Origin of the sequence: Polaromonas sp. YR568 (genome assembly GCF_900116715.1) — a bacterium.
Classification (GTDB): domain Bacteria; phylum Pseudomonadota; class Gammaproteobacteria; order Burkholderiales; family Burkholderiaceae_C; genus Polaromonas.
On record NZ_FPBM01000005.1, the window covers coordinates 112,713 to 137,848 of the forward strand.

Below are 25,136 nucleotides of genomic sequence, written 5' to 3' on the forward strand. Positions count from 1 at the left end.
AGGGTCAGGCGTTTTCGGACGTATAGGGCGTATCGGGCATAGCCGGCGGCAGGCGGCGCGGCAGGCTTACCGTGAATTCTGCACCACCGCCCGCGGCATTGCCCGCCGTGAGCTGGCCGCGGTGCGCCTGCACCACCGCCTGGCAAATCGCCAGGCCCAGCCCCACGCCGGGTGTGGCCGACTCAGCCACGCCGCGCGTGAACTTCTCAAACAGCTCATGCTCGCGGCCGCGCACGGCCTCCGGCAGGCCGGGCCCGTGGTCGCGCACCGCTAGCACCAACGCTTTCTCGGTGACGTGCGCACTGACTTCAATGGGCGCCTGCCCGTACTTGGCGGCGTTTTCCAGCAGGTTGACCAGCACCCGCTCCATCAGCACAGCGTCAAATTCCACAAGAGGAAGGTCCGCAGGCAAATCGGTGGTGACGGCCTTGCCCGCCAGCGCATGCTGCGCCTGGCGGATCGAGGAGCCCACAATTTCCTCCACCGACTGCCATTCGCTTTTAAGGTTGACGGCGCCGCTTTGCAGCCGCGCCATGTCCAGCAGGTTGTTGACCAGCGTGCTCAGGTGGCGTGCTTCGCTGGCGATGGCGCCGGCGGCCTCTGCCTGCGCTTCGCTCAGCGGCGGCGCCGTTCGCTGCAGGGAATCGGCCAGGCCGATCAGCGCCGTCAGCGGCGTGCGCACATCATGCGAAATCGCCGCCAGCAACACGTTGCGCAGTTTTTCAGACTCCATCTGCACCACGGCTTCCTGCGCCACCTCCACATAGTGCACGCGCTCCAGCGCAATCGCCACTTGCCGGGCCAGGGTGTCGAGCTGCTGCATCTGCTCGGGAATCAGGAGCCAGCGCGGCTGCGCCGGCTTGAGCGCCAGCACACCGCGCACGCGCATGGGCGCCTTGAGCGGGATGTAATGCCATGCCTGGGCCGACAAGGTGGCGGTGGCCAGCCCGGCCGGCTGCTCGTTGCGAAACACCCAGTCGGCCACGCTGGCGTCGAAGTCCGGCGGTTGATGCGCCTGGGGCCGCAGCTGGTCATGCGCGTCGGTCGCCAGCACCAGGGCCTGCCCGCCGAAGTTGCGCTGCACGGCCGCCTCGCCCAGCTCTATCACCTGCTCGCTCAGCAGCGCCGCCGATAGATCGCGCGTGAGCTCAAACAGCGACTGCGCGCGGCGCTCGCGGCTGGCCGCAATGCGCGCCTGAAACCGCAGGCCCGCCGTGAGCTGCCCGGTCAGCAGGCCCACCACCAGCATGACGCCGAAGGTCACCAGGTACTGCACATCGCTGACAGCAAACGACAGGCGTGGTGCGACAAAAAAATAGTCGAACGCCGCCACATTGAGAAAAGCCGCCAGCGCCGCCGGCCCGCGCCCAAACTTCAGCGCCACCAGCACCGTGCCCAGCAAAAACAGCATGACGATGTTGGCCAGGTCAAAAAAGGTCAGCAGCGGCAGGGTAAGCAAGGTGACGGCCGCGCTGCCCGCCGCGGCCCAGGCGTAACCCGGCAGCTTGCCTTGCCAGACGGCGGCTTCGTCATCGTCCGCCGAGCGCTGCACCGCACGCGCCAGGCGCCGCGCGCTGTCAGCATGACCCACTTCCACAATGTCCAGCGTGGGTGCAAGCCTGGCCAGCCGGCGTGTCATGGTGGGGCCGGCCCATAGCGCGCGCCAGCCTGCCACTTGCGGGCGACCCACCACCAGGGTGGCGCAGTTGAGCCGCTGCGCCTCGTTCACCAACTCAGCGGCGGCATCGCTGCCGGTCAGCACCGCGGTTTCGGCGCCCAGCCCTTCGGCCAGCTTGATGACGGCCAGAATCCTGTCGCGCGCCGCCACCTCCAGCAGCTGCAGGCGCGGTGTTTCCACATAGGCCACATGCCAGCGCACATTGAGCTGGCCGGCCAGGCGCGCCGCCGTGCGCACGGTCTGCTCGGCGCCCTCGCGCGGCCCTATGCAGGCGAGGATGGCGCCCTCGGTGTTCCAGACCGGTGCGATGGATTTTTCGACGCGGTAGCTGCGCACGTCGTCTTCCACATGCTCGGCCGTGCGCCTGAGGGCAATTTCGCGCAGCGCAATCAGGTTGCCCTTGCGAAAGAAGTTTTGCGCCGCGCGTTCGGCCTGCTGCGGCATGTAGACCTTGCCTGCTTTCAGCCGCGCCATCAGCTCGTCGGGCGTGACATCGACCAGGATGACTTCGTCGGCCGCGTCCAGCACGGTGTCGGGCACGGTTTCATGCACGCGTATGCCGGTGATAGCGCCCACGGTGCCATTAAGGCTTTCCAGGTGCTGCACATTGACGGCCGACCAGACATCGATGCCGGCCTCCAGCAGCTCCTGCACGTCCTGCCAGCGCTTGGCGTGGCGCGAGCCCTCCACATTGCTGTGCGCGAGCTCGTCGACCAGCAGCACGGCCGGCTTGCGTACCAGCGCCGCATCGAGGTCGAACTCTTTCAGCGTGTGCCCGCGGTAGGCCACTTCGCGCAGGGCGAGTTGCTCCAGCCCCGCCAGCAGCTCCATGGTTTCGCTGCGGCCATGGGTTTCGACCACGCCGACCAGCACATCGCGCCCGGCCTTGCGTTCGCGCTGCGCGGCGCTGAGCATGGCGTAGGTTTTTCCCACACCGGCGCTGGCGCCGAAGTAAATGCGCAAGCGGCCCCGGCGCGCTTTTTCATCCTCGCCGCGCAGGTGGGCCAGAAGCTGGTCGGGGTCAGGACGGGAGTCGGGAAAACTGGCCATGCGGCTAGGTCATTCCTTTAAAGATCGCTGCGCAAAGGGTAACACCGGGGGCGCTCTTGCTGTGCCTCAGGCTCGCCCTTTTCAGGTGAGGGCGAGTCTGGCCTGTCGCCGCGCCCCGCGAGCCACCAGGCCACCGCCAGCGGCAGGCCAAAAGCCGCCAGCGCGCACAGCATGCGCAAAAGTTCAGAGTCCATGGCCGAGTCCATGCCGCTGCAGGTGGTGGCGCCAGGAGACCAGCGGGCCGATCACACCGTCGGGCACGCAGGCCATCACACAGTGCATCACCTCGGCCGTTCTGTGCGCGGGCAAACGGATTTCCAGCCGCACCTGGTGCTCATCCAGTTTAGGGATGCAGCGCAGGATGCCGGCGCCCGGGCAGTTCACCAGCGCGCGGCGCACATGCAGCGCATCGCAGCTGTGCACGGTGACATCCATCACCACCCACTGGATGCGGAGCACCGGTACGGCGCGGGGCGGTGTCAAACCAAACGATTCACAGTAAGCGGCGTAGGCCATAAGAATCTCTCTTAACGAAGAGCCTCCAGAGCAAGATTGAGTTGAAGCACGTTGACGCGGGACTCACCCAGAACACCGAAGAGCGGAGTCTCGGTCCGCTGCTCGACCAGCGCTTGTACTTTTTCGACCGGCAAGTTGCGGGCCTTGGCCACACGGGCGGCCTGGTAGCGCGCCGCTGCCGGGCTGATGTGTGGATCCAGCCCGCTGGCGGAAGCGGTGACCAGGTCGACAGGCACCTGTGCGGTATTGCCTGGGTCGGCTACTTTCAGCGCCTCGATGCGGCCTTTGACGGCATCGACCAAGGCGGGGTTGAGTGGCCCCTGGTTGGCTCCGCTGGAAGCCGCGGCGTTGTATGGCATGGGGCCGGTGGCCGAAGGACGACCCCAGAAGTTCTTGGGATCGCTGAAGTTTTGCCCAATGAGGCTGGAGCCAACGGGCTTGCCGTCACGCAGGATCAAGCTGCCGCCGGCTTGCGCAGGAAACAGCGATTGCGCGGCGCCGGTTACCACCAGCGGGTAGGCCACGCCGGTGACCAGGGTCAGCACGGTGAACATCACCAGTGCGGGTCTGAGAATGGTTTTCATGGTTTTCCTTAAACGAGGTTCATGGCCACCAGCAGCAGATCGATCGCCTTGATGCCGATGAAAGGCACGATCAGGCCGCCGAGGCCGTAAATAAGCAGGTTGCGGCGCAACAGCGCAGCAGCGCCAACGGGCCGGTATTTCACGCCCTTGAGCGCGAGCGGAATCAAAAACATGATGATCAGCGCGTTAAAAATCACCGCCGACAAAATCGCCGACGAGGGGCTGCCCAGGCGCATCACATTGAGCGCGGCCAGCTGCGGGTAGGTGGTCACAAAAATCGCCGGGATGATGGCGAAGTACTTGGCCACGTCGTTGGCAATGGAGAAGGTGGTGAGCGAGCCGCGCGTCATCAGCAGCGCTTTGCCGGTTTCCACCACCTCCAGCAGCTTGGTCGGGTTCGAATCCAGGTCCACCATGTTGGCGGCTTCCTTGGCAGCCTGGGTGCCGCTGTTCATGGCCACCGCCACGTCGGCCTGGGCCAGCGCCGGCGCATCGTTGGTGCCGTCGCCCATCATCGCCACCAGCCGGCCTTCGGCCTGGTACTGGCGTATCAGCTTGAGCTTGTCTTCGGGTGTGGCTTCGGCCAGGAAGTCGTCGACACCCGCTTCGGCGGCAATCGCGGCGGCGGTGAGCTTGTTGTCGCCGGTGATCATCACCGTCTTGATGCCCATGCGGCGCAGCTCGCCGAAACGCTCCTTGATGCCGGCCTTGACGATGTCCTTGAGCTCCACAATGCCCAGCACCACACTGCCGTCGGCCACCGCCAGCGGCGTGCTGCCGCGGCGCGAGACTTCGTCCGACACGCGCACCGCCTCGGCCGGCACGCTGCCGCCCAGTGACTCCACATGCTTGCGGATCGCATCGACCGCGCCCTTGCGCAACTGGCGCGTGCTGCCATCGGGCCGCTTCACGTCGATGCCGCTCATGCGGGTCTGTGCCGTGAAAGGCACCTCATGGCTTTCACCCACCAGGGCTTCGCTCGCACCCAGGCGCTGGGCCAGCGCCACAATGCTGCGGCCTTCAGGCGTTTCATCGGCGATGGAAGCCTGCATGGCCGCAGTGGCCAGCTTGGCGCCTGTCACACCGGGCGCGGGCAAAAAACTGGAGGCCTGGCGGTTGCCGTGGGTGATGGTGCCGGTCTTGTCCAGCAGCAGCACATCCACGTCACCGGCGGCTTCAACCGCGCGGCCCGAGGTGGCGATGACATTGGCCTGCATCATGCGGCTCATGCCGGCGACGCCCACAGCCGACAGCAGGCCACCGATGGTGGTGGGGATCAGGCAGACCAGCAGGGCCACGAGTGCAGTAATGCTGACCACCGTGCCGGCGCCGGCCGCGCCTACGCTGAACATCGAAAACGGCAGCAGCGTCACTGTGACCACCAGGAACACAATGGTCAGCGCCACCAGCAAGATCGTGAGGGCGATTTCATTGGGCGTCTTCTGGCGTTTGGCGCCTTCGACCATACTGATCATGCGGTCCAGGAAAGACTCGCCGGGGTTCACCACAATGCGCACCACCAGCCAGTCGGACAGCACACGCGTGCCGCCGGTCACGGCCGAGAAGTCGCCGCCCGATTCGCGCACCACCGGTGCCGATTCGCCGGTGATGGCGCTTTCGTCCACCGAGGCCACGCCTTCAATCACTTCACCGTCCAACGGAATCATGTCGCCGGCTTCGACCAGTACCACGGCGCCCTTGCGCAGGTTTTCCGCCTGCTCAGGCAACCAGGCCGTGCCATGAAAGACCTTGCCGTTGGGTTCCTTGAACTTTTTGGCCCAGGTGCTCTTTTTCAGGCTGCGCAAAGAAGCGGCCTGCGCCTTGCTGCGGCCCTCAGCCAACGCCTCTGCGAAGTTGGCGAACAGCACGGTGAACCACAGCCAGACGGCCACGGCCAGGATGAACCAGGCCGGAGCCTCGCCCTGACCCTGCAAAGCCTGCAGGCCCAGCAAGGTGGTCAGGATGCTGCCGATGTAGACGACAAACATCACCGGGTTGCGCCATTGCACGCGCGGGTTCAGCTTGGTGAAGGAAGCCACGATGGCCGGTTTGAGAAGCACCGGGTCCAGCAGCACGAATGATTTTTTGGTACTCATATCAGTTTCTCTTGGGGTCTTGCGCTTAGTGGGCTGGCCAGAGCATCAAATGCTCTACCACCGGGCCCAGCGCCAGGGCAGGCACGTAATTGAGCAGGCCCACCAGCAGCACCGTGCCTATCAGCAGCGTCACAAACAAGGGGCCGTGCGTGGGCATGGTGCCGGCCGTCACAGGCAGGCGTTTCTTGGCGGCCAGCGCACCGGCAATTGCCAGCACCGGCACGATCACGCCGAAGCGGCCCAGCCACATGGCGATGCCCAGCAGCGTGTTGTAGAAGGGCGTGTTGGCCGACAGGCCCGCAAAGGCGCTGCCGTTGTTGTTGCCGGCCGAAGTCAGCGCATAGAGGATTTCAGAAAAACCATGCGCACCAGGGTTGGCGATGCCGGCTTTGCCCGCGCCTGCCAGCACGGCGACAGCGGTGCCGGCCAGCACCAGGATGGGCGTGACCAGGATGGCGATCGAAGTCAGCTTCATCTCATGCGACTCGATCTTCTTGCCCAGGTATTCCGGCGTGCGGCCAATCATCAGGCCGGCGATAAACACTGCCAGGATGGCAAAGATCAGCATGCCGTAAAGGCCGGTGCCGACGCCGCCGAACACCACCTCGCCCAGCTGCATCATCACCATGGGCACCATGCCGCCCAGCGGCGTGAAGGAATCGTGCATGGCATTGACCGCGCCGCACGAAGCCGCTGTCGTGATAACCGCGAACAGGCTGGACGCATCGATGCCGAAACGGGTTTCCTTGCCTTCCATATTGCCGCCGGCCTGCATGGTGCTGGCGGTCTGGTCCACACCCAAAGATGGCAGCAGCGGGTTGCCGGCTTGTTCGGCGGGTGCGATAGCCACGACGGCGACCACAAACATCACCGTCATCGCGGCCAGCACGGCCCAGCCCTGGCGCTGGTCACCCACCGCCTTGCCGAAAGCAAAGCACAGCGCCGCGGGGATCAGGAAGATCGCCAGCATCTGCACAAAATTACTCAGCGCCGTCGGGTTCTCATAAGGATGAGCCGAGTTGGCATTAAAGAAGCCGCCGCCGTTGGTGCCCAGCATCTTGATGGCTTCCTGCGAGGCGACCGGGCCCATGGCCAGGGTCTGCTTGTCGGTTTTGGCATCTTCCATGACAGGGTTGCCCTTGTCGTCTTTCACGGGCTGGCCGTCGGTGCCGGTTTTGGGCACCTGGTAGGCCGTGGTTTCCAGCGTCGTGACGTCCTTGTAGGAATCAAAGTTCTGGATCACGCCTTGCCCCACGAGGAAAACGGCAAACACCAGCGAGAGCGGCACCAGCAGCCAGGCCGTGATGCGCGTCACGTCCACCCAGAAGTTGCCGATCACGCCCGTTGCACGCGCGGCAAAGCCGCGGAACAACGCGAAGACCACGGCAATGCCGGTCGCGGCAGACAAAAAGTTTTGCACCGACAGCACCAGCATCTGCGTGAGGTAGCTCATGGTCGACTCACCGGCGTAACCCTGCCAGTTGGTGTTGGAGACAAAACTGATGGCGGTGTTGAAGGCCGAATCGGGCGACACCGCAGCCATGCCGGCCGGGTTGAGCGGCAGCCAGACCTGCAAACGCTGCAAGGCATACACGGCGACCAGGCCCAGCGCATTAAAGGCCAGCAAGGCCAGCGCGTACTGCGACCATTTCATGTTGGCGTCGGCCGAGGTGCCGGCCAGGCGGTACAGCGGCGCTTCGACCTTGAGCATCCAGCCGGGGAGCTTGCCGGCATAAAGGCGCGCCAGCCAGAGGCCCAGCGGCCAGGCGGTAACCAGCAACACACCGAGGAAAAGGGCCAATAAGCCCCATGAGGACGAGCTCATCAGAACTCCTCGGCGCAGATCAGCGCATAAACGAGGTAGGTGAGCAGCACAATGGCGCAGACGCCGCCAAAGCCGTACAAAACATCGAGGCTGATCATGACCGGCCCCCTTCGGGCTTTTCGAGCTTCTGGAAGCCCCAGACCAGCAACACCATCACACCCCAGAGGGAGGCGGCGCCAAGAATAAATGCAAGATCCATGATCTTTCTCCAACGAATAACGATGGAGAAAGTGTCGGATTCGGCGTGTAAAAACGGGGATGAAAGAGGGGTGGCCGGTATAAAGAAGGTGTAAAAATCCAGCATTTCGCTGGGCGGGGCCTATGACGAAGGCCTACTATGTACTGGTTTCAGAGACGGAAAATTGCAAATGAGAAACAAAAAGATGTCTCTTTCGCATTGGTTCAGAAGCTTGGTTTACTGCGCCGTGTTGCTATGCCTGAGTGCATGCAGCAAGTCCCCAGAGGTTTTGGTACCTGCCGGCCTGCTTGAGGTGCCGTACGCAATCCAGTCCATTGCATGGCACCCGAATGGGAAATTGCTGGCGGTTGGCTATTTCCTCCGCGACGAGGTTGAAGTCTGGGATATTGAAAACAAGAAATCTCTGTTTGTGATTCCAAGCAGGCGTAGACCAGGAAACTCATCGGGCCAGGAGGCTCTTTTCAGCGCGGATGGCAAGTATGTGGTTGCGCAAGACTTTGTGGACACCAAAAACGGAGAGCCCAAGTTTCCGCGTATTTATGACGATCCTGCGGAATTACCGGCTCAACAAGACAAAACCCGATACATCCTGGCTCGGGTGTGGGATCTGGAGCAGCGCAAGGAGATTGCGCAACTGGCAGGCCCTGGGTCTCGCTTGTATGGTGGGAGTGCAGACGGCTTCTGCCAATCCTCCGCATTGCCAAGTCTGGTTGTTGTACATCGCAGTTCAGTGGTCGCGACATATGAGATCGCAACGGGGAAATTTGCCGGCGAAGTTAACGCCAGAAATCCTTTTGCAGATAAACCAGATCAACACCTAGGGTACTGGCGAATGAGCTGCCACCCGACCCGACCAGAAGTGGCTTTAGAGGGGGCTCAATTTTTTAAAAGAGCAACGATTTTTGGTTTCCCCGAAAACAGTGGCACTACGCCCATCGTGATAGTCGATATGGAGCATAAAGGCGTCAAAAAGGTGCTATTTAACCCCGCATTGCTCAAAGGCATTGCCTACACAGCGGATGGAAGCAAGCTGGTGTCGTTTGGCGCGTCGCCTACCCGCGTGTGGGACACGAACAATGGATTTGCATTGGTCGGGGAAATGGCAAACCCGCCACGCATGGACTGGGTTAGCAAGCAGTTCTTTCCCGTCGACGAACTTAATCCTCCTCAAGACGCGCCCAGAGGCATTGCCGGTGACCTAAGTGCCGTTCCTGGTTCAAACCTGATGATTGGCTTGGGTTCCGCCCTTCACTTTTGGGATACGACCCAGTTACGCATTGTGGCGACCGCCCCTGCACCAAGAGAAACGCTGCGCATCGCAATGCACGCGCCAGAGGGCACACTAGCTGTCGCTGAGCTCAATCTAGTTCATTTCTATCGTTTCAATCCCGCTGCTTTGCCTCCGAAAGTCAACGAAAAATGATCACTGGTGCGTGCAACGGTGCCGCATCACCACACGCAGGTGAAGCGCTCTCAAGACGTCGATATCGTCCAACAGAGACGCAAGCAATGACGGGAGCCCTTCTTCTGGTTCGGCGTGTCCCGCTGCAAGGGCGGCACTCTCAAGCATAAGGACGAGACGCGCAGCTTTGACGTGGAGGCCCTCCATAGCCTGCGAAACATCACTATGGGTTTCCACCATACCAGCGCTACTCAATGCCAGCGCATCACGCCGCGGGCGACCATGTAAGCACCTATCAGAAACAAGCCCACAAAAAACAGGCGCTTGAAGCTCTTTTCACCCACACGCCCGCGCAGCTTCTGGCCGGCGGCCATGCCCAGCAGGGCGGCCGGCAGGGGCAGCAGCAGGCTCCAGCCGCCGGGCAGGTTGCCCATCGCAAAAGAGCCCTCCATGGCCAGGCGCAGGAACAGCGCCACGGTGGACACGGTGAAAGACAGGCCCAGCGCTTGCACCAGCTCATTTTTCTTGAGCGCTAGGGCCTGCAGGTAGGGCACGGCGGGAAAGACAAACACACCGGTGGCCGAGGTGATGGCGCCGGTGATCAAGCCGGTAGCGAGCGAAGAAACCCGCTCGCCGCGCTTGGGCACCGCCAGCGGTATCGCGAACAGCCCCAGCAAGGCATAAACAATCAGAGCAGCGCCCAAACCGACCGAAGCCAGGCCCGCATCGAGCGTGACCAGGCTGACCGGCGCCCAGAGCGTGCCCGCAACAACACCCAGCTGCAAGGGCCACAGGCGCCGCAGCAAGGCAGCCAGCGCGGCGCCGTCCCACATCTGCCAGGCATTCGTCAGTAACGAAGGCAGGATCAGAAGCACAGCCGCCTGCGCGGGTGGCATAACGCCGGCCAGCATGCCCATGGACAGCGTCGGCAGGCCCAGCCCGACCACGCCCTTGACCAGCCCGGCCAGCAGGAATACCGAGATGACAACGCCCATCAAAAGGGTTTCTTGCCCGGTGCCCGCGAAGTTGTTCATCCAGTTCATGCAGCCGATTCTGCGCAGTGATGCGTGGGTGCTCAAGCGGTAATATCCGTTTACAGCCTTCGTCGTTTCCGAAGGCTGGACCCAAACCACACCATCACCCCATGCCAGCCAACACCCGCTTTGACCTGATCGACCTGCGGCTCTTTCTGCATGTCATCGACACCGGCAGCATTACGGCCGGCAGCAAGCTCTCGCACCTTGCGCTCGCTTCGGCCAGCGCGCGCATTCGCGGCATGGAGGATGCCTTGGGTGTGCCGCTGCTGGAACGCCTGCGCGCCGGCGTGAAGCCCACGAAGGCTGGGCTGGCCGTGGCCCACCATGCGCGGCTGGTGCTGCAGCAGATCGAGCGCATGCACGGCGAGATCGACGACTATGCGGGCGGCCTGGCGGGCAAGGTGCGCCTGCTCTCCAACACCGCCGCGATTACCGGCTACCTGCCGCAGGCGCTCGCAAGCTTCCTCAACAGCCACCCGGCCATTGACATCGAGCTGGAAGAGCGCCCCAGCCATGTGATCGTGGCTCAGTTGCTGGCCCAAATTGCCGACCTCGGCATCGTGGCCGACTCCACCAATATTGCCAACCTCGAATCCAAAGCATTTCGCCGCGACCGGCTGGTGCTGGTGGTGCCGGCCGCAGCATCCGGAAAAAGCTTCAGCCGCCAGCGCCAGATCGCGTTCGCTGAGGCACTGGCGCATGATTTTGTCGGGCTGGACGAAGACAGCGCCATGCATCAACACCTGACATTGCAGGCCGAGCGCCTGGGGCTGCGCATGCGCACACGCATACGGCTGCGCAGCTTTGAAGCCGTCTGCCGCATGGTGGAGGCCGGCGTCGGCGTGTCTGTGGTGCCCGCCATCGAGGCCGAAAGCCATGCGGGCGCGGGCAAGCTGCGCATCCTCAAACTGACAGACGCCTGGGCCGACCGGCAGTTGCTGGTGTGCGCGCGCCGATTTGACCAGCTGTCGGTGCCGGCGATCAAGCTGGTGGAGGCGCTGTGCGCGCCTGCCCCTTCGCCCTCCGGCAAAAAGCCAAAGTAAAAGACCAAAGCGATAAAGTCAGACCCATGAACACACCCGCCGACCCTCACGCCATCACCAGCCTGCCGCAACTGGAGGCGCTGTTCAGTGCCGTCGCCGCGCCGTCCCTCCAGAAAGAGGTCGGCTACCTGCACCCGGCTTACCAGGCGCTAATCCAGGCTTCACCGTTCGCAGTGCTCGCCACCAGCGGGCCCGGCGGGCTGGACACCTCGCCGCGCGGCGACCCGCCGGGGTTTGTGGCGATCCAGGACGACAAAACGCTGCTGCTGCCCGAGCGGCGCGGCAACAACCGCATCGACAGCCTGCGCAACCTGCTGGCCGACCCGCGCGTGGCGCTGCTGTTTTTGATCCCTGGCGTCGGCGAGACGCTGCGCGTGAATGGGCGGGCCCGCATCACGGTTGCACCCGATGTACTGGAGCGTTTTTCCGTGGAGGGAAAGCTGCCCCACTGCGTCATCGTGATCGAGGTTGAGTCGGTGTTCTTCCAGTGCGCGCGCGCCATACAGCGCTCAAAGCTCTGGCAGTCCACGCCGACTGGCCGGCCGGACGTGCCCACACCAGGCGCCATGCTGCAGGCGCTGACGGCGGCAGCCATAGACGGTGAAAAGTACGACCGCGAACTGCCCGCGCGTCAGAAGTCCACGCTGTATTGAGTTGTGGGCTAGCGCTTGCCCGCAGGGGGTACCCCCTCGTTCTTGCCGGCAAACACGCTGGAGCGCAAGGCGCCCAGGTCCAGCACACGCAGGCCGCCGTATTCGATGCGGATAAAACCCTGGGCCTGCAAGGCGCTGAGGGCCTCGTTCACGCGCTGGCGTGACAGGCCCACCAGGTAAGCCATCTCCTGCTGCGTGATGCGCAGGATCTCACCCACGCCCGGGTAGAGCACCGGGTTGAACAGCGCGGCCAGGCTGCGCGCTACGCGGATGTCGGGGTTGTTCATGCGGTCGATCTCGCGCGCGGCGATGAACTGGCCCAGGCGCTCGTTGAGCTGGTTCATCACAAAGCGGTTAAAGCCGATGGAGTGGTCCAGTAGCCAATGAAAGGTTTCCACCGGCAGGCCCGCCACCACGCTTTTGCGCAGCGCCTGGATGTTGTAGCGGTAGGGCTCGCGCTTGAGCGCCGTGCCCTCGCCGAACCAGCCGCCGGGCGGCACGCCGGTAAACGTCATGGTCATGCCCTGCTCGTTGTCGCTGCTCATTTTGAGCAGGCCCTCCACCACGCCAAACCAATAGGTCACTGGCTTGCCCACGCGGCACACATAGTCGCCCGGCGCGGCGTCGCCCACCTGCAGCCCCGCCACGGCGCGCGCCCTTTCTTCAGGTTGCAGCAAGGGCAGCCAGGGGATACCGCGCAACTCGTCGGCGGTGGGGTTTCTGCGGCGCTGGTGAAGAGGCGGTTCAGTGGACATGGCTCGCAACTTTCTGGCGGCAAGTCAGGGAAAGTCCGGGGCGGGCGCAACCCTTGGATTGTCGTCGGATAGACATTTCATTGCCAATCCAAAGCATAGCATCGGCCCCGCCAAGACAGCAAACCAACAACAGCCAGGAGACCCCGCCATGACCGAACACCGCACACCTTCGCCGCCCGATTCATTTGCCGCAGGCAGCAACTCACAGCGCGCGCGGCTGACGCGCCGCCGCATGCTGGGCGCACTCGCCGCCGTGCCTGTCGCACTCTACGGGCCTGCGTATGCCCAAGACACCGGCCCGCTGCGCATCGCCCAATCCACCGCGCTGAGCGGGCCGCTGGGCGAGCTGGGGCAGGCCATGCACCAGGGCGCAAAGGCCTGCTTTGCCGGCATCAACGCCAAGGGCGGCGTCAACGGCCGCATGATCGAACTCACAGTGGCCGACGACGGCTATGACGTCAAACGCGCGCTAGGTAATGTAAAAGGCTTCATCGACGACAAGAGCAACTTCGCGCTCTTTAACTGCATGGGTACACCGATGATCGAGGCCATGCTGCCGCAGGTGGTGGAGTCAGGTATGCCTTTCTTCGCGCCGTTTTCGGGCGCGCTGTCGGTGCGCCCGTCCAATGCGCGCAATGTGTTCAACATCCGCGCAAGTTACGCCGACGAAGCCGAGCAGCTGGTGCAGCACCTGGCGACCATCGGCATCCGGCGCATCGCCATCGTCTACCAGAACAACTCCTTCGGCAAAGAAGTCTTCGACGCCACCCAGCGCTCCATGACCAAACACAAGCTGGAGGCGACGGCGATTGTCACGGTGGAAAACAACTCCTCGGATGCCGCCGCGGCGGCTACAAAGATTGCAGGCTCCAACCCGGAGGCCGTGCTGGTGGGCCTGGCCGGCAAGCCGACCATCGACTTCGTCAAAGCGATACGCGCGCAGCGCAAGGGGCTGTCGCTCTATGCGCTGTCCATCATGGGCGCCGCCGCCACGCTCAAGGCCATGGGCGAAGACGCCACCGGCATCGCGGTGTCGCAGGTGGTGCCGCTGCCGGGCAACACGGTGGTGCCCATGGTGCGCGAGTTCCAGCAGGCCTGGAAGGCGGCCGGCGTCACGCTGGAGCCTTCGCACCTGGCGCTGGAGGGCTATATCAATGCGCGGGTTTTTGCCGAGGCGCTGCGCCGCGCGGGGAAGAACCCGACGCGCGCCGGTTTCATCGACAGCACCTGGGCCCTGAAGCGTTACGACCTCGGCGGCTTTGAAGTGAGCTTCAGCGACTCGGCCCACAACGCCTCGCGCTTTGTGGAGCTGACCATGGTTTCGCGCGACGGGCGCTTTATCCGATAAACCGGGCAGACCCCGGGCACACCCCAGTAGGACTTACCCGGAAATTGTCGTCGCAATGACACCGCAGCGTCAAAGCCGGTCCTACCATGCATGACATACAGCGGTTTCGCAGAAGGCCGCACACAACGGAGACAAGAAAGCGAATGCAGACCACGTTCCCACGATTGCTGCTCAAACATGCGGCCGAGCGCCCCGGCGCCGCCGCCATGCGCGAGAAAGAGTACGGCATCTGGCAGGCGCACAGCTGGGCCGGCATGGCGCAGCTGGTCGAGCGCATCGCCTGCGGCCTGCATGAAGCCGGCCTGCAGCGCGGCGAGCACATGGTGATCATCGGCGCCAACCGCCCGCGCCTTTACGCCACCATGCTGGCCGCGCAGGCGCTGGGCGCCATACCGATTCCGCTTTACCAGGATGCCGTGGGCGCCGAGTGCGTTTACCCCATCAACAATGCCGACGTGCGCTTTGCGCTGGTGGAAGACCAGGAACAGGTCGACAAGCTGCTGGAAATCCGCGGCCAGTGCCCGCAGCTGGACCAGATCATTTACGACGACCCGCGCGGCCTGCGCAACTATGCCGAGCAGGGCCTGCAGTCGCTGGACGCCTTGCTGGAAAAAGGCCAAGCCTTTGCCGCAAAGCAGCCCGGCTTCTTCGAGGCTGAAGTCGGGAAAGCCCATCATGACGATGTGGCTGCGATGTTTTTCACTTCCGGCACCACGGGCAACCCCAAGGGCGTGGTCCACACCCACAACACCTTGCTGGACCGCGCCAAGGCCGGCGCCGATTTCGACAAACTCACCTCTGCCGAAGAAGTGCTGGCCTACTTGCCACCCGCCTGGGTCGGCCAGAACATCTTCAGCTACGCCCAATGGCTGGCCTGCGGCTATGTGGTCAATTGCCCCGAAAGCGCCAGCACGGTCACGATTGACCTGAAGGAAGTGGGCCCGACCTACTACTTCGCGCCACCGCGGATTTTTGAAAGCCTGCTGACCACGGTGATGATCCGCATGGAAGACGCGGGCCGCATCAAGCGCGGCATGTTCAACTATTTCATGGGCGTGGCCAAACGCGCCGGCCCGGCCCTGATGGACGGCAAGCCTGTGGGCGGCATGGACAGGCTGCTGTATGCACTGGGTAGCGTGATGGTCTACGGCCCGCTGCGCAACACCCTGGGCTTTTCACGCGTGCGGGTGGCCTATACCGCCGGCGAAGCCATCGGCCCCGACCTTTTCACCTTCTACCGCTCCATCGGCATCAACCTCAAGCAGCTCTACGGCTCGACCGAGACCGCCGTGTTTGTCTGCCTGCAGCCGGACAACGAGGCACGCGCCGACACCGTAGGCGTGCCCATCGCAGGGGTGCAAATCAAGGTGGCCGAGAACGGCGAAATCCTCGTCAAGTCCGCCGGCCTGCTCAAGGAATACTACAAAAACCCCACGGCAACGGCCGAGGTGCTGAGCGCCGACGGCTGGTATCACACCAGTGATGCAGGTTTTATCGATGCCGGCGGCCACCTCAAAATCATTGACCGCGTCAAAGACGTGGGCCGCATCAAGGGCGGCGCCAACGACGGCGCCATGTTCGCGCCCAAGTATGTGGAGAACAAACTCAAGTTCTTCCCGCACATCAAGGAAGTCGTGGCCTACGGCGACGGCCGCGAACAGGTCTGCGTGATGATCAACATCGACTTCGACGCCGTGGGCAACTGGGCCGAGCGCCGCAACCTGCCCTATGCGGGCTACACCGACCTGGCGCAAAAGCCCGAGGTCTACCAGCTGATCAAGGAATGCGTCGAGAAGGTCAATGCCGACCTGAGCGTGGATGCGCTGCTGGCAGGCTCGCAAATCAGCCGCTTCCTGGTGCTGCACAAAGAGCTGGACGCCGATGACGGTGAGCTCACACGAACCAACAAGGTGCGACGCGGCTTTATCGCCGAAAAATACCTGCCGCTGGTCGATGCGCTGTACAGCGGCAAGACCGAACAGTTCATTGAAACCGTCGTGAAGTTCGAAGACGGCCGCAGCGGCAGCGTGAGCGCGACCCTGAAGATCAGCGACACCCAAACCTTTGCACCCGTGAAGGCGGCAGCATGACCAAGAAGATCGGCGACGTCATCCTGGACGTCAAAAATATCAGCCTGAGCTTTGGCGGCGTGAAGGCGCTCTCGGATATTTCCTTCAATGTGAAGGAGCACGAGATACGCGCCATCATCGGCCCCAATGGCGCGGGCAAAAGCTCCATGCTCAACTGCATCAACGGCGTCTATGCGCCGCAGCAGGGCTCCATCACCTTCCGCGGACAGACCTTCAAGCACATGAACAGCCACCAGGTGGCAGTGATGGGCGTAGCGCGCACCTTCCAGAACCTGGCGCTGTTCAAGGGCATGAGCGTGCTCGACAACATCATGTCGGGCCGCAACCTCAAGATCAAAAGCAATCTGCTGCTGCAGGCGCTGCGCATAGGCCCCGCTGAAAAAGAAGAAATCATGCACCGCGAGGCGGTGGAAAAAATCATCGACTTCCTGGAAATCCAGGCGTATCGCAAAACACCGGTGGGCCAGTTGCCCTACGGCCTGCAAAAGCGTGTGGACCTGGGCCGCGCCCTCGCGATGGAGCCACAGGTGCTGCTGCTCGACGAGCCCATGGCCGGCATGAACGTTGAAGAAAAGCAGGACATGTGCCGCTTTGTACTGGACGTGAATGATGAGTTCGGCACGACCGTGGTGCTGATCGAGCACGACATGGGGGTGGTGATGGATATCTCCGACCGCGTGGTCGTGCTGGACTACGGTAAAAAAATCGGCGACGGCAGCCCCGACGAAGTACGCAATAACGAAGACGTGATCCGGGCCTACCTGGGCACCAGTCATTAAAGCGGCAGGACTAACAAGATGGCTTTTTTCTTAGAGACACTTCTTGGCGGCCTGATGGCCGGCATGCTGTATTCGCTGGTGGCGCTGGGCTTTGTGCTGATCTTCAAGGCTTCGGGCGTTTTCAATTTCGCGCAGGGCGCGATGGTGCTGTTTGCCGCGCTGGCGATGGCGCGCTTTTCGGAATGGATTCCGCAGTGGACGGGCATCAACAGCCTGCTGCTGGCCAACATCGCCGCCTTTGTGATTGCCGGCGCCATCATGTTTGTGGTGGCCTGGGTGATTGAGTTCCTGGTGCTGCGCCACCTGGTCAACCAGGAAGGCGCGACTTTGCTGATGGCCACGCTGGGCATTGCCTACTTTCTTGAAGGCCTGGGCCAGACGCTGTTCGGCAGCAGCATCTACAAGATCGACATCGGCATGCCCAAGGAGCCCATCTTTGTGCTGGAGTCCGCTTTCCAGGGCGGCGTGCTGATCAACAAGGAAGACCTCTACGCGGCGCTGATCGCCGCGGTGCTGGTGGCCGCGCTGAGCGTGTTCTTCCAGAAGACGGCTACCGGCCGTGCGCTGCGCGCCGTGGCTGACGACCATCAGGCCGCGCAATCCATCGGCATTCCGCTCAACCGCATCTGGGTCATCGTCTGGTGTGTGGCCGGTGTGGTGGCGCTGGTGGCCGGAATGATCTGGGGCAGCAAGCTGGGTGTGCAGTTCTCACTCGCCACCGTGGCTTTGCGTGCGCTGCCGGTTGTGATTCTGGGTGGCCTGACCTCGGTGCCCGGCGCGATTATTGGCGGGCTGATCATCGGCGTGGGCGAGAAGCTGTCTGAGGTTTATCTCGGGCCTTTTGTAGGTGGCGGCATTGAAATCTGGTTCGCCTATGTGTTGGCTTTGGGATTTCTGTTGTTCAGGCCACAAGGGCTGTTCGGCGAGAAGATCATCGACCGCGTCTGAATAAAGAAAAAGAACACAACATGCTTTACAGAGAAAACGGCCAGTTCAAAACCACCTACCGGGCGGATCAGCAGATCTTCCCCATCCTGCAGGACCGCGTCTTTATCGCCCTCTTCCTGTTGTTCGCCTTTGTGGCAGTGCCGCTGCTGGCCAGCGACTACCTGTTTCGCGCCATCCTGATTCCCTTCCTGATCATCTCGCTGGCTGCGCTGGGGGTGAACATCCTGGTCGGCTACTGCGGGCAAATCTCCCTGGGCTCGGGCGCCTTTATGGCCGTGGGTGCTTACGGCGCCTACAACTTCTTTGTGCGCATCCCCGGCATGCCGCTGATCCCGGCGCTGATCTTGGGTGGGTTGTGCGCGACGGCCTTCGGCATTCTGTTCGGCCTGCCCAGCTTGCGCGTGAAGGGCCTGTACCTGGCCGTCGCCACGCTGGCCGCGCAGTTCTTCAGCGACTGGATGTTTCTGCGCATCAAGTGGTTTACCAACGATTCGCCTTCGGGCTCCATCTCGGTCAACAACCTGCAGGTGTTTGGTTTGCCGATTGAGAGTGCGGTGTCGAAGTACCTGCTGTGCCTGGCGCTGCTGGTGGTGATTGCGCTGCTGGCCAAAAACCTGGTGCGCGGCGCTATCGGCCGTGAATGGATGGCGATACGCGACATGGACGTGGCGGCCGCCGTCATCGGCATACGCCCCATGTACGCCAAGCTCAGCGCCTTTGCGGTCAGCTCTTTCATCATCGGCATGGCCGGTGCGCTCTGGGCCTTTGTGCATCTCGGCTCCTGGGAGCCGGCAGCATTCTCGGTGGAGTTCTCCTTCCGCCTGCTCTTCATGGTGATCATCGGCGGCCTGGGCTCCATCCTGGGCGGCTTCCTGGGCGCGGCCTTCATCACCATCCTGCCGATTGTGCTGAGCCAGGCGCTGCCGGCTATCACGCGGCTCTTTGGGTATGAGATGGGCACCGCGGGCGTTTCGCATGCGGAGCTCATGATTTTTGGCGGCCTGATTGTCTGGTTCCTGATTGTGGAGCCGCATGGTCTGGCCAAGCTGTGGTCTATCGGCAAACAGAAATTACGCCTCTGGCCCTTCCCCCACTGACCGGCTCAAGGACTGCTCGCAACTACCAATGTGTTTTCAGGGCTTTGTCCGTTTACTCAGGTATCCGCTTCTTTTCGAATATGTGGATGTGTTTTTTCAGGGTGTATTGCTTTTAATTTTCAGGAGACAACAATGAAGATTCGCAGTTTGATTCTGGCCGTGGCGGCCATCGCCGCCGGCGCTTCGTCCCTGGTGACGACCAGCGCTTATGCGCAAGCGAAGGAGCAATTCTTTCCGCTGCTGTCTTACCGAACCGGCCCCTACGCGCCCAACGGCGTGCCTTGGGCCAACGGCAAGCAGGACTACCTCAAGATGATCAACGCCCGCGACGGCGGCATCAACGGCGTGAAGCTGACGTATGAGGAATGCGAAACCGGCTACGCCACCGACCGCGGCGTGGAATGTTATGAACGCCTGAAGAGCCGGCCCGGCGTGGCCGTGTTCGACCCGCAAGCCACCGGCATCACTTTTGCGCTGACCGAAAAAGTCCCCACCGACAAGGTGCCGCTGATCACGCTGGGCTACGGCCTCTCGGTCGCGCAGGACGGCCAGGCCTTCAAGTGGAACTTTCCGCTGATGGGCAGCTACTGGACGGGCGCCGACATCCTGATCCAGCACATCGGCAAGAAGGAAGGCGGCCTGGACAAGCTCAAGGGCAAGAAGATTGCGCTGGTCTATCACGACTCGCCGTTCGGCAAAGAGCCGATTCCGCTGCTGCAGGAGCGCGCGAAGATGCACGGCTTTGACCTGCAACTGATTCCCGTCACGGCGCCCGGCGTCGAGCAGAAATCAGCCTGGCTGCAAGTGCGCCAGACCCGCCCGGACTTTGTGCTGCTGTGGGGCTGGGGTGTGATGAATTCCACCGCCCTCAAGGAAGCGCAGGCCACCGGCTATCCGCGCGACAAGATGTACGGCGTGTGGTGGGCCGGCGCCGAGCCTGATGTGAAAGACGTGGGCGAAGGCGCCAAGGGCTACAACGCGCTGGCGCTCAACACCTCGGGCACGCAGCCCAAGGTCATTCAGGACATCATGAAGTATGTGCACGACAAAGGCCAGGGCACGGGCCCCAAGGATGAAGTCGGCCAGGTGCTGTACACGCGCGGCGTGATCATCCAGATGCTGAGCATCGAAGCGGTTCGCCGCGCGCAGGAACGTTTCGGCAAGGGCAAGGTCATGACCGGCGAGCAGGTGCGCTGGGGCATGGAAAACCTCGCGCTGGACCAGAAGCGCCTGGACGCGCTGGGCTTTAGCGGAGTGATGCGCCCGATCAGCACCTCGTGCTCTGATCACATGGGCTCGACCGCCGCACGCGTGCAGACCTGGAACGGCAGCAAGTGGGAATTCAGCTCCGACTTCATCCAGGCCGACGAGCAGATTCTGAAACCCATGATCAAGGCCGGCGCAGACAAATACCTCGCCGACAAGAAGATGACACGCCGCAGCGCGGCTGACTGCCAAAGCTAGCTCCCCCCGTGGCGGCGCTCTGCGCCGCCTCCCCCTCAAGGGGCGACACAGGCGGACCGGCAAAGCCGGATCCGCGGTGTCCTTGCCTTGAAACCCTCCCGCCAGGCGGGAGGGGTGTGGCTCTCGCGAGTCGCCAGCCTTGAGGGCTGATTGCCTTGGCAGCAGCCCTCAAGATTGGTCAGGAAAAATATGGAAACACCTAACATCGTTCTCAACGTCAACGGCATCGAGGTTATCTACAACCACGTGATCCTGGTGCTCAAGGGCGTCTCGCTGCAAGTGCCGCAGGGCCGCATCGTGGCCATCCTGGGCGGCAACGGCGCGGGCAAGACGACCACGCTGCGCGCCATCTCCAACCTGCTGCGGGGCGAGCGCGGTGAGGTCACCAAGGGCTCCATCGAGCTGCGCGGCGAACGCATCGAAAACCTCTCGCCGGCCGACCTGGTGCAACGCGGTGTGGTGCAGGTGATGGAGGGGCGCCACTGCTTTGCCCACCTGACCATCGAGGAAAACCTGCTGACCGGCGCCTACACACGCACCAGCAAGGCGGAAGTGGCGGCCAACCTGGAGAAGGTCTACAACTACTTTCCACGCCTGAAAACCCGGCGCACCTCGCAGGCGGCCTACACGTCCGGCGGCGAGCAGCAGATGTGTGCCATCGGCCGCGCGCTCATGGCCAGCCCGACCATGGTGCTGCTGGACGAGCCCTCCATGGGCCTGGCGCCACAAATCGTCGAAGAGGTGTTCAACATCGTGAAAGACCTGAACCAGAAGGAGCAGGTGACCTTTCTGCTGGCCGAACAAAACACCAATATGGCGCTCAAGTACGCCGACTACGGCTACATCATGGAAAGCGGCCGCGTGGTGATGGACGGCGCGGCGAGCGACCTGGCCAACAATGAAGACGTCAAGGAGTTCTACCTCGGCGTGGGCGGCGGCGAGCGCAAGAGCTTTAAAGACGTCAAGAGCTACAAGCGCCGCAAGCGCTGGCTGGCGTGAGGGCAGGCACATGAGCAATTTCTTCGACACCCTGGAACACCGGCCGCACGCCAGCCGCGAGGCCGCCCAGCTCGCCGCGCTGCCGCAGCAGATCGCGCATGCCAAGACGGGCGCCCCCGCCTTCACCACCATCCTCAAAAATGTCGATGCGCAGGCCGTGACATCGCGCGCCGCGCTGGCGCAGTTGCCTGTGACGCGCAAGCATGAGCTGCTGGAGCGCCAGCAGGCCGCGCGCCAGGCCGGCGGCAGCGACCCTTTCGGCGGATTCAGCGCGCTGCGCTACGGCGCCGCGATGCCGCGGGTGTTCGCCAGCCCCGGCACGATTTACGAGCCTGACAGCACGCGCAAGGATTACTGGCGCCTGGCGCGCGCGCTGTACGCTTCCGGCTTCAGGCCGGGGCAGCTGGTGCACAACTGCTTCAGCTACCACTTCGTGCCGGCCGGCGCCATGATGGAAAGCGGCGCCCATGCGCTGGGCTGCACCGTGTTTCCGGGCGGCACCGGGCAAACCGAGCAGCAGGTGCAGGCAATGGCCGAGCTCAAACCCGCCGGTTACGTCGGCACGCCGAGCTTTCTCAAGATCATTGTTGAAAAAGCCGCCGAGATGAAGCTGGCCCTACCCACCGTGACGCGGGCCATGGTCTCGGGTGAGGCCTTTCCGCCCAGCCTGCGCGACTGGCTGGCCGAGCGCGGCATCACCGCCTACCAGTGTTACGCCTCGGCCGACCTGGGCTTGATCGCCTATGAAACCGAGGCCCGCGAGGGCCTGGTGCTGGACGAAGGCGTGATCGTGGAAATCGTGCGCCCGGGCACCGGCGACCCGGTCGCCGAGGGCGAGGTCGGCGAGCTGGTCGTCACCACGCTGAACCCCGATTACCCGCTGATCCGCTTCGGCACGGGCGACCTCTCTGCCGTGCTGCCGGGCAGTTGCCCGACCGGCCGCACCAACACCCGCATCAAGGGCTGGATGGGCCGGGCTGACCAGACCGTCAAGGTGCGCGGCATGTTTGTGCACCCGGGCCAGGTTGCCGACATTGCCCGGCGCTTTCCCGAGGTGCTCAAGGCCAGGCTGGTCGTCAGCGGCGAAATGGCCAACGACAGCATGCACTTTCAGGCCGAAACGGCCTCGGCCCCGGAAGGCCTGGACCAGCGCATCGGCGAGGTGATCCGCGACGTCACCAAGCTGCGCGGCACGGTACAGCTGGTGGCGCCCGGAAGTCTCCCCAACGACGGGAAGGTTATTGAGGACGCAAGGAGCTATAAATAAGCGGAAAGTTGTCGGGAAGCCCCGGCAAGGCAGGCAGTAAACGGGATAGCCCTTACGTAGTTCCCGCGATGTTCTACCGGTAATGGAACCGTAAACTTGGCGCGTTCATCAAAAAGGAGACGCTCATGAAACGCCTGTTAGTCCTCGCCGCTGCCGCGACGGCCATTTTTGCCGCCCACGCCCAAGCCCCCGCATTCCCCGGCTCCAAGCCCATCACCTTTGTGGTGCCCTTCGCAGCCGGCGGCCCCACCGACCGCGTGGCGCGCGACCTGGCCGAAGCCATGCGCAAGTCCATGGGCGGCGGCGCCAACTTCGTCGTTGAAAACGTCAACGGCGCCGGCGGCACCATTGGCGCAGCCAAGGTGGCACGCGCCACGCCCGACGGCCACACCCTGCTGCTGCACCACATCGGCATGGCGGCAGCGCCCGGCCTGTACCGCAAGCTGCCTTACAAGGTGCTGGACGACTTCGAATTCCTGGGCATGATCAATGAAGTGCCCATGACCATCATCGGCAAGCCCCAGCTGCCCGCCAACAACTACCGCGACTTCGAGAACTACATCCGCGCCAACGCCGGCAAGCTCAACATCGCCCACGCGGGCCTGGGTTCAGCCTCGCACCTGTGCGGCCTGATGTGGCAGTCGGCCATCAACGCCAAGGACGCGATGACCACCATTCCTTTCGGCGGCACGGCCCCCGCGATGAATGCGCTGGTCGGCGGCCAGGTTGACATGATGTGCGACCAGACCACCAACACCACCGGCCAGATCGAAGCAGGCCGCGTCAAGGCTTTCGCCGTGACGACTGCCAAGCCGCTGTCGGGCAACAAGCTGCTCAAGGACTACCCCACGCTGCAGGAAATGGGCCTCAAAGGCTTTGACCTGACGATCTGGCACGGCCTCTACGCGCCCAAGGGCACGCCGGCCGCCGTGATGACCCAGATCAACAATGCCTTGAAGATCGCACTGAAGGACCCAGAGTTCATCAAGAAGCAGGAAGGCCTTGGCGCCGTGGTCGTGACCGACAAGCGTGTCGAGCCCGCCGCTCACAAAGCTTTTGTGGCCGCCGAGATCAACAAGCTCAAGCCCGTGATCGAAGCCGCCGGCAAGTTTGCCGACTGATCTGCTTACCTTTTGATTTCAAAAAGCCGCCCGGTTCGCGCCGGGCGGCTTTTTTCATGCCCGCCGGGTTTAACCCTCTTGAAGAGGCCATCCCTGCACGCTATGTTCGTGTGATCCCGGCCACAGCCGGCCATCCTGGAGACAGCTCTTGAACAACAAACCCCTGCTTTCGAAGCGCTACGGCGCCCTCTTCGCCACCACGCTGGCCGCCTTTGCCACCTTTATGGCCTCGCCCTCCGCCTGGTCGCAAAGCGCCAGCTGGCCTGCCAAACCCGTCAGAATCATCGTGCCCTTCGCCCCCGGCGGCACCACCGACATCCTGGCCCGGGCCATGGCGCCTGAGTTGTCCAAAGCCTTCGGCCAGCCCTTTGTGGTGGAAAACCGCGCCGGCGCCGGCGGCAACATCGGCGCCGATGTGGTGGCCAAGTCGGCCCCTGACGGCTACACGCTGCTGATGGGCACTGTCGGCACGCACGGCATCAACAAGTCGCTTTACAGCAAGATGAGCTACGACCCGCAAAAGGACTTTGCGCCCATCACCCTGGTGGCGGGCGTGCCCAATGTGATGGTGGTCAACACTGAAAAAGCCAAGGCCGCAGGCATCAACAATGTGGCGGACTTCATCCGGGTGGCCAAGGCCAACCCCGGCAAGCTCAACATGGCCTCCAGCGGCAACGGCACGTCCATCCATCTGGCGGGCGAGTTGTTCAAGACCATGAGTGGCACTTACATGACGCACTTTCCGTACAGCGGCTCCGGCCCGGCGCTGCTGGCTCTGGTGGGCGGCGACATGGATGTGATGTTCGACAACCTGCCTTCGTCCATGCAGCTGATCAAGTCCGGCAAGCTCAAGGCGCTGGCTGTGACGAGTTCGGAGCGCTCGGCGGCGGTTCCGGATGTTCCTACTGTGGAGCAGGCCGGCGGCCCGGCACTCAAGGGTTTTGACGCCAGCTCGTGGTTTGGCCTGCTGGCCCCCGCCGGCACACCGCCCGACATCGTCAACCGCATCCAGCAGGAATCCGCCAAAGCGCTCAACACGCCCGCCATCAAGGAAAAGCTGCTGGCGCAGGGAGCGATTCCGAGCGGGAATACGCCGGCGCAGTTCACCGCCTTTATCAATGCCGAGCACAAGAAGTGGGCGCAGGTGGTGAAGGCGTCGGGGGCGAAGGTGGACTGAGGATCCGG

Annotated in this window: 22 protein-coding genes; 13 read left to right on the plus strand and 9 right to left on the minus strand. The window is 63.1% G+C overall.

From position 1 onward, the window contains the following. Positions 1 to 4: 4 nt before the first annotated feature. Genes BM408_RS12460 through BM408_RS12485 form a run of 7 tightly spaced genes read right to left on the minus strand, consistent with a single transcriptional unit; the run spans position 5 to position 7,847 of the window. Entirely contained in the window at positions 5 to 2,728 is a 2,724-nt protein-coding gene (locus BM408_RS12460; protein WP_092130192.1) for a DUF4118 domain-containing protein, read from the minus strand. 17 nt (positions 2,729 to 2,745) lie between these two features. Next, positions 2,746 to 2,922: a hypothetical protein gene (locus tag BM408_RS22915; protein WP_175541771.1), complete on the minus strand. Its 177-nt coding sequence runs from the start codon at positions 2,920 to 2,922 to the stop codon at positions 2,746 to 2,748. Beyond that, positions 2,912 to 3,211, minus strand: coding sequence for a hypothetical protein (locus BM408_RS12465; RefSeq protein WP_254774796.1), 300 nt, complete (start codon positions 3,209 to 3,211; stop codon positions 2,912 to 2,914). The genes BM408_RS22915 and BM408_RS12465 overlap by 11 nt, the downstream gene beginning before the upstream one ends. Before the next feature lie 44 nt (positions 3,212 to 3,255). Beyond that, positions 3,256 to 3,828: a potassium-transporting ATPase subunit KdpC gene (gene kdpC, locus BM408_RS12470; protein ID WP_092130194.1), complete on the minus strand. Its 573-nt coding sequence runs from the start codon at positions 3,826 to 3,828 to the stop codon at positions 3,256 to 3,258. Between the two features lie 8 nt (positions 3,829 to 3,836). Then, positions 3,837 to 5,924 (minus strand): potassium-transporting ATPase subunit KdpB, encoded by a 2,088-nt coding sequence (kdpB, locus tag BM408_RS12475; RefSeq protein WP_092130195.1) that lies wholly within the window; start codon positions 5,922 to 5,924, stop codon positions 3,837 to 3,839. Positions 5,925 to 5,949: 25 nt separating this feature from the next. Beyond that, positions 5,950 to 7,749, minus strand: a complete 1,800-nt coding sequence (gene kdpA, locus BM408_RS12480) for a potassium-transporting ATPase subunit KdpA (RefSeq protein WP_092130196.1) — start codon at positions 7,747 to 7,749, stop codon at positions 5,950 to 5,952. Then, positions 7,749 to 7,847: a potassium-transporting ATPase subunit F gene (locus tag BM408_RS12485; protein WP_092130197.1), complete on the minus strand. Its 99-nt coding sequence runs from the start codon at positions 7,845 to 7,847 to the stop codon at positions 7,749 to 7,751. Before BM408_RS12485 ends, kdpA begins: the two co-directional genes overlap by 1 nt. 270 nt (positions 7,848 to 8,117) lie before the next feature. Between BM408_RS12485 and BM408_RS12495 the strand changes: the two genes are divergently transcribed. Then, complete coding sequence (locus BM408_RS12495) at positions 8,118 to 9,371, plus strand: WD40 repeat domain-containing protein (protein WP_092130199.1); 1,254 nt, start codon at positions 8,118 to 8,120, stop codon at positions 9,369 to 9,371. Positions 9,372 to 9,601: 230 nt separating this feature from the next. Here the strand turns inward: BM408_RS12495 and BM408_RS12505 are convergent, their stop codons facing one another. Next, complete coding sequence (locus BM408_RS12505; protein ID WP_092130201.1) at positions 9,602 to 10,393, minus strand: sulfite exporter TauE/SafE family protein; 792 nt, start codon at positions 10,391 to 10,393, stop codon at positions 9,602 to 9,604. Between the two features lie 101 nt (positions 10,394 to 10,494). Between BM408_RS12505 and BM408_RS12510 the strand changes: the two genes are divergently transcribed. Together BM408_RS12510 and BM408_RS12515 are read left to right on the plus strand one after the other, a co-directional pair. Beyond that, complete coding sequence (locus tag BM408_RS12510) at positions 10,495 to 11,430, plus strand: LysR family transcriptional regulator (RefSeq protein ID WP_092130202.1); 936 nt, start codon at positions 10,495 to 10,497, stop codon at positions 11,428 to 11,430. 26 nt (positions 11,431 to 11,456) lie between these two features. Further along, complete coding sequence (locus BM408_RS12515) at positions 11,457 to 12,083, plus strand: pyridoxamine 5'-phosphate oxidase family protein (RefSeq protein WP_092130203.1); 627 nt, start codon at positions 11,457 to 11,459, stop codon at positions 12,081 to 12,083. An 8-nt stretch (positions 12,084 to 12,091) separates the two neighbouring features. Here BM408_RS12515 and BM408_RS12520 read toward each other — a convergent pair whose 3' ends face one another. Then, complete coding sequence (locus BM408_RS12520) at positions 12,092 to 12,838, minus strand: Crp/Fnr family transcriptional regulator (protein WP_092130204.1); 747 nt, start codon at positions 12,836 to 12,838, stop codon at positions 12,092 to 12,094. A 148-nt stretch (positions 12,839 to 12,986) separates the two neighbouring features. Here BM408_RS12520 and BM408_RS12525 point away from each other — a divergent pair, with 148 nt between their 5' ends. From BM408_RS12525 to BM408_RS12570, 10 genes are all read left to right on the plus strand, one after another. Then, complete coding sequence (locus BM408_RS12525) at positions 12,987 to 14,186, plus strand: ABC transporter substrate-binding protein (RefSeq protein ID WP_175541772.1); 1,200 nt, start codon at positions 12,987 to 12,989, stop codon at positions 14,184 to 14,186. A gap of 143 nt (positions 14,187 to 14,329) precedes the next feature. Then, on the plus strand, positions 14,330 to 16,276 hold the full coding sequence (locus BM408_RS12530) for an AMP-binding protein (RefSeq protein WP_092130205.1): 1,947 nt from the start codon (positions 14,330 to 14,332) through the stop codon (positions 16,274 to 16,276). Continuing rightward, entirely contained in the window at positions 16,273 to 17,055 is a 783-nt protein-coding gene (locus BM408_RS12535) for an ABC transporter ATP-binding protein (protein ID WP_092130206.1), read from the plus strand. The genes BM408_RS12530 and BM408_RS12535 overlap by 4 nt, the downstream gene beginning before the upstream one ends. An 18-nt stretch (positions 17,056 to 17,073) precedes the next feature. Continuing rightward, the gene (locus BM408_RS12540) at positions 17,074 to 18,003 is read left to right on the plus strand and encodes a branched-chain amino acid ABC transporter permease (protein ID WP_092130207.1); all 930 of its coding nucleotides are present in this window, start codon (positions 17,074 to 17,076) and stop codon (positions 18,001 to 18,003) included. A gap of 20 nt (positions 18,004 to 18,023) precedes the next feature. Then, complete coding sequence (locus tag BM408_RS12545; protein ID WP_092130208.1) at positions 18,024 to 19,100, plus strand: branched-chain amino acid ABC transporter permease; 1,077 nt, start codon at positions 18,024 to 18,026, stop codon at positions 19,098 to 19,100. A 132-nt stretch (positions 19,101 to 19,232) separates the two neighbouring features. Further along, the gene (locus BM408_RS12550) at positions 19,233 to 20,564 is read left to right on the plus strand and encodes an ABC transporter substrate-binding protein (protein WP_092130209.1); all 1,332 of its coding nucleotides are present in this window, start codon (positions 19,233 to 19,235) and stop codon (positions 20,562 to 20,564) included. A 189-nt stretch (positions 20,565 to 20,753) separates the two neighbouring features. After that, the gene (locus BM408_RS12555) at positions 20,754 to 21,563 is read left to right on the plus strand and encodes an ABC transporter ATP-binding protein (RefSeq protein WP_092130210.1); all 810 of its coding nucleotides are present in this window, start codon (positions 20,754 to 20,756) and stop codon (positions 21,561 to 21,563) included. Between the two features lie 10 nt (positions 21,564 to 21,573). After that, a complete protein-coding gene (locus BM408_RS12560; RefSeq protein ID WP_092130211.1) occupies positions 21,574 to 22,830 on the plus strand; it encodes a phenylacetate--CoA ligase family protein in 1,257 nt (418 codons plus the stop codon). Positions 22,831 to 22,955: 125 nt separating this feature from the next. Next, complete coding sequence (locus tag BM408_RS12565; RefSeq protein ID WP_092130212.1) at positions 22,956 to 23,951, plus strand: tripartite tricarboxylate transporter substrate-binding protein; 996 nt, start codon at positions 22,956 to 22,958, stop codon at positions 23,949 to 23,951. A gap of 223 nt (positions 23,952 to 24,174) precedes the next feature. Next, positions 24,175 to 25,128 (plus strand): Bug family tripartite tricarboxylate transporter substrate binding protein, encoded by a 954-nt coding sequence (locus BM408_RS12570; RefSeq protein ID WP_254774809.1) that lies wholly within the window; start codon positions 24,175 to 24,177, stop codon positions 25,126 to 25,128. Positions 25,129 to 25,136 lie beyond the last annotated feature (8 nt).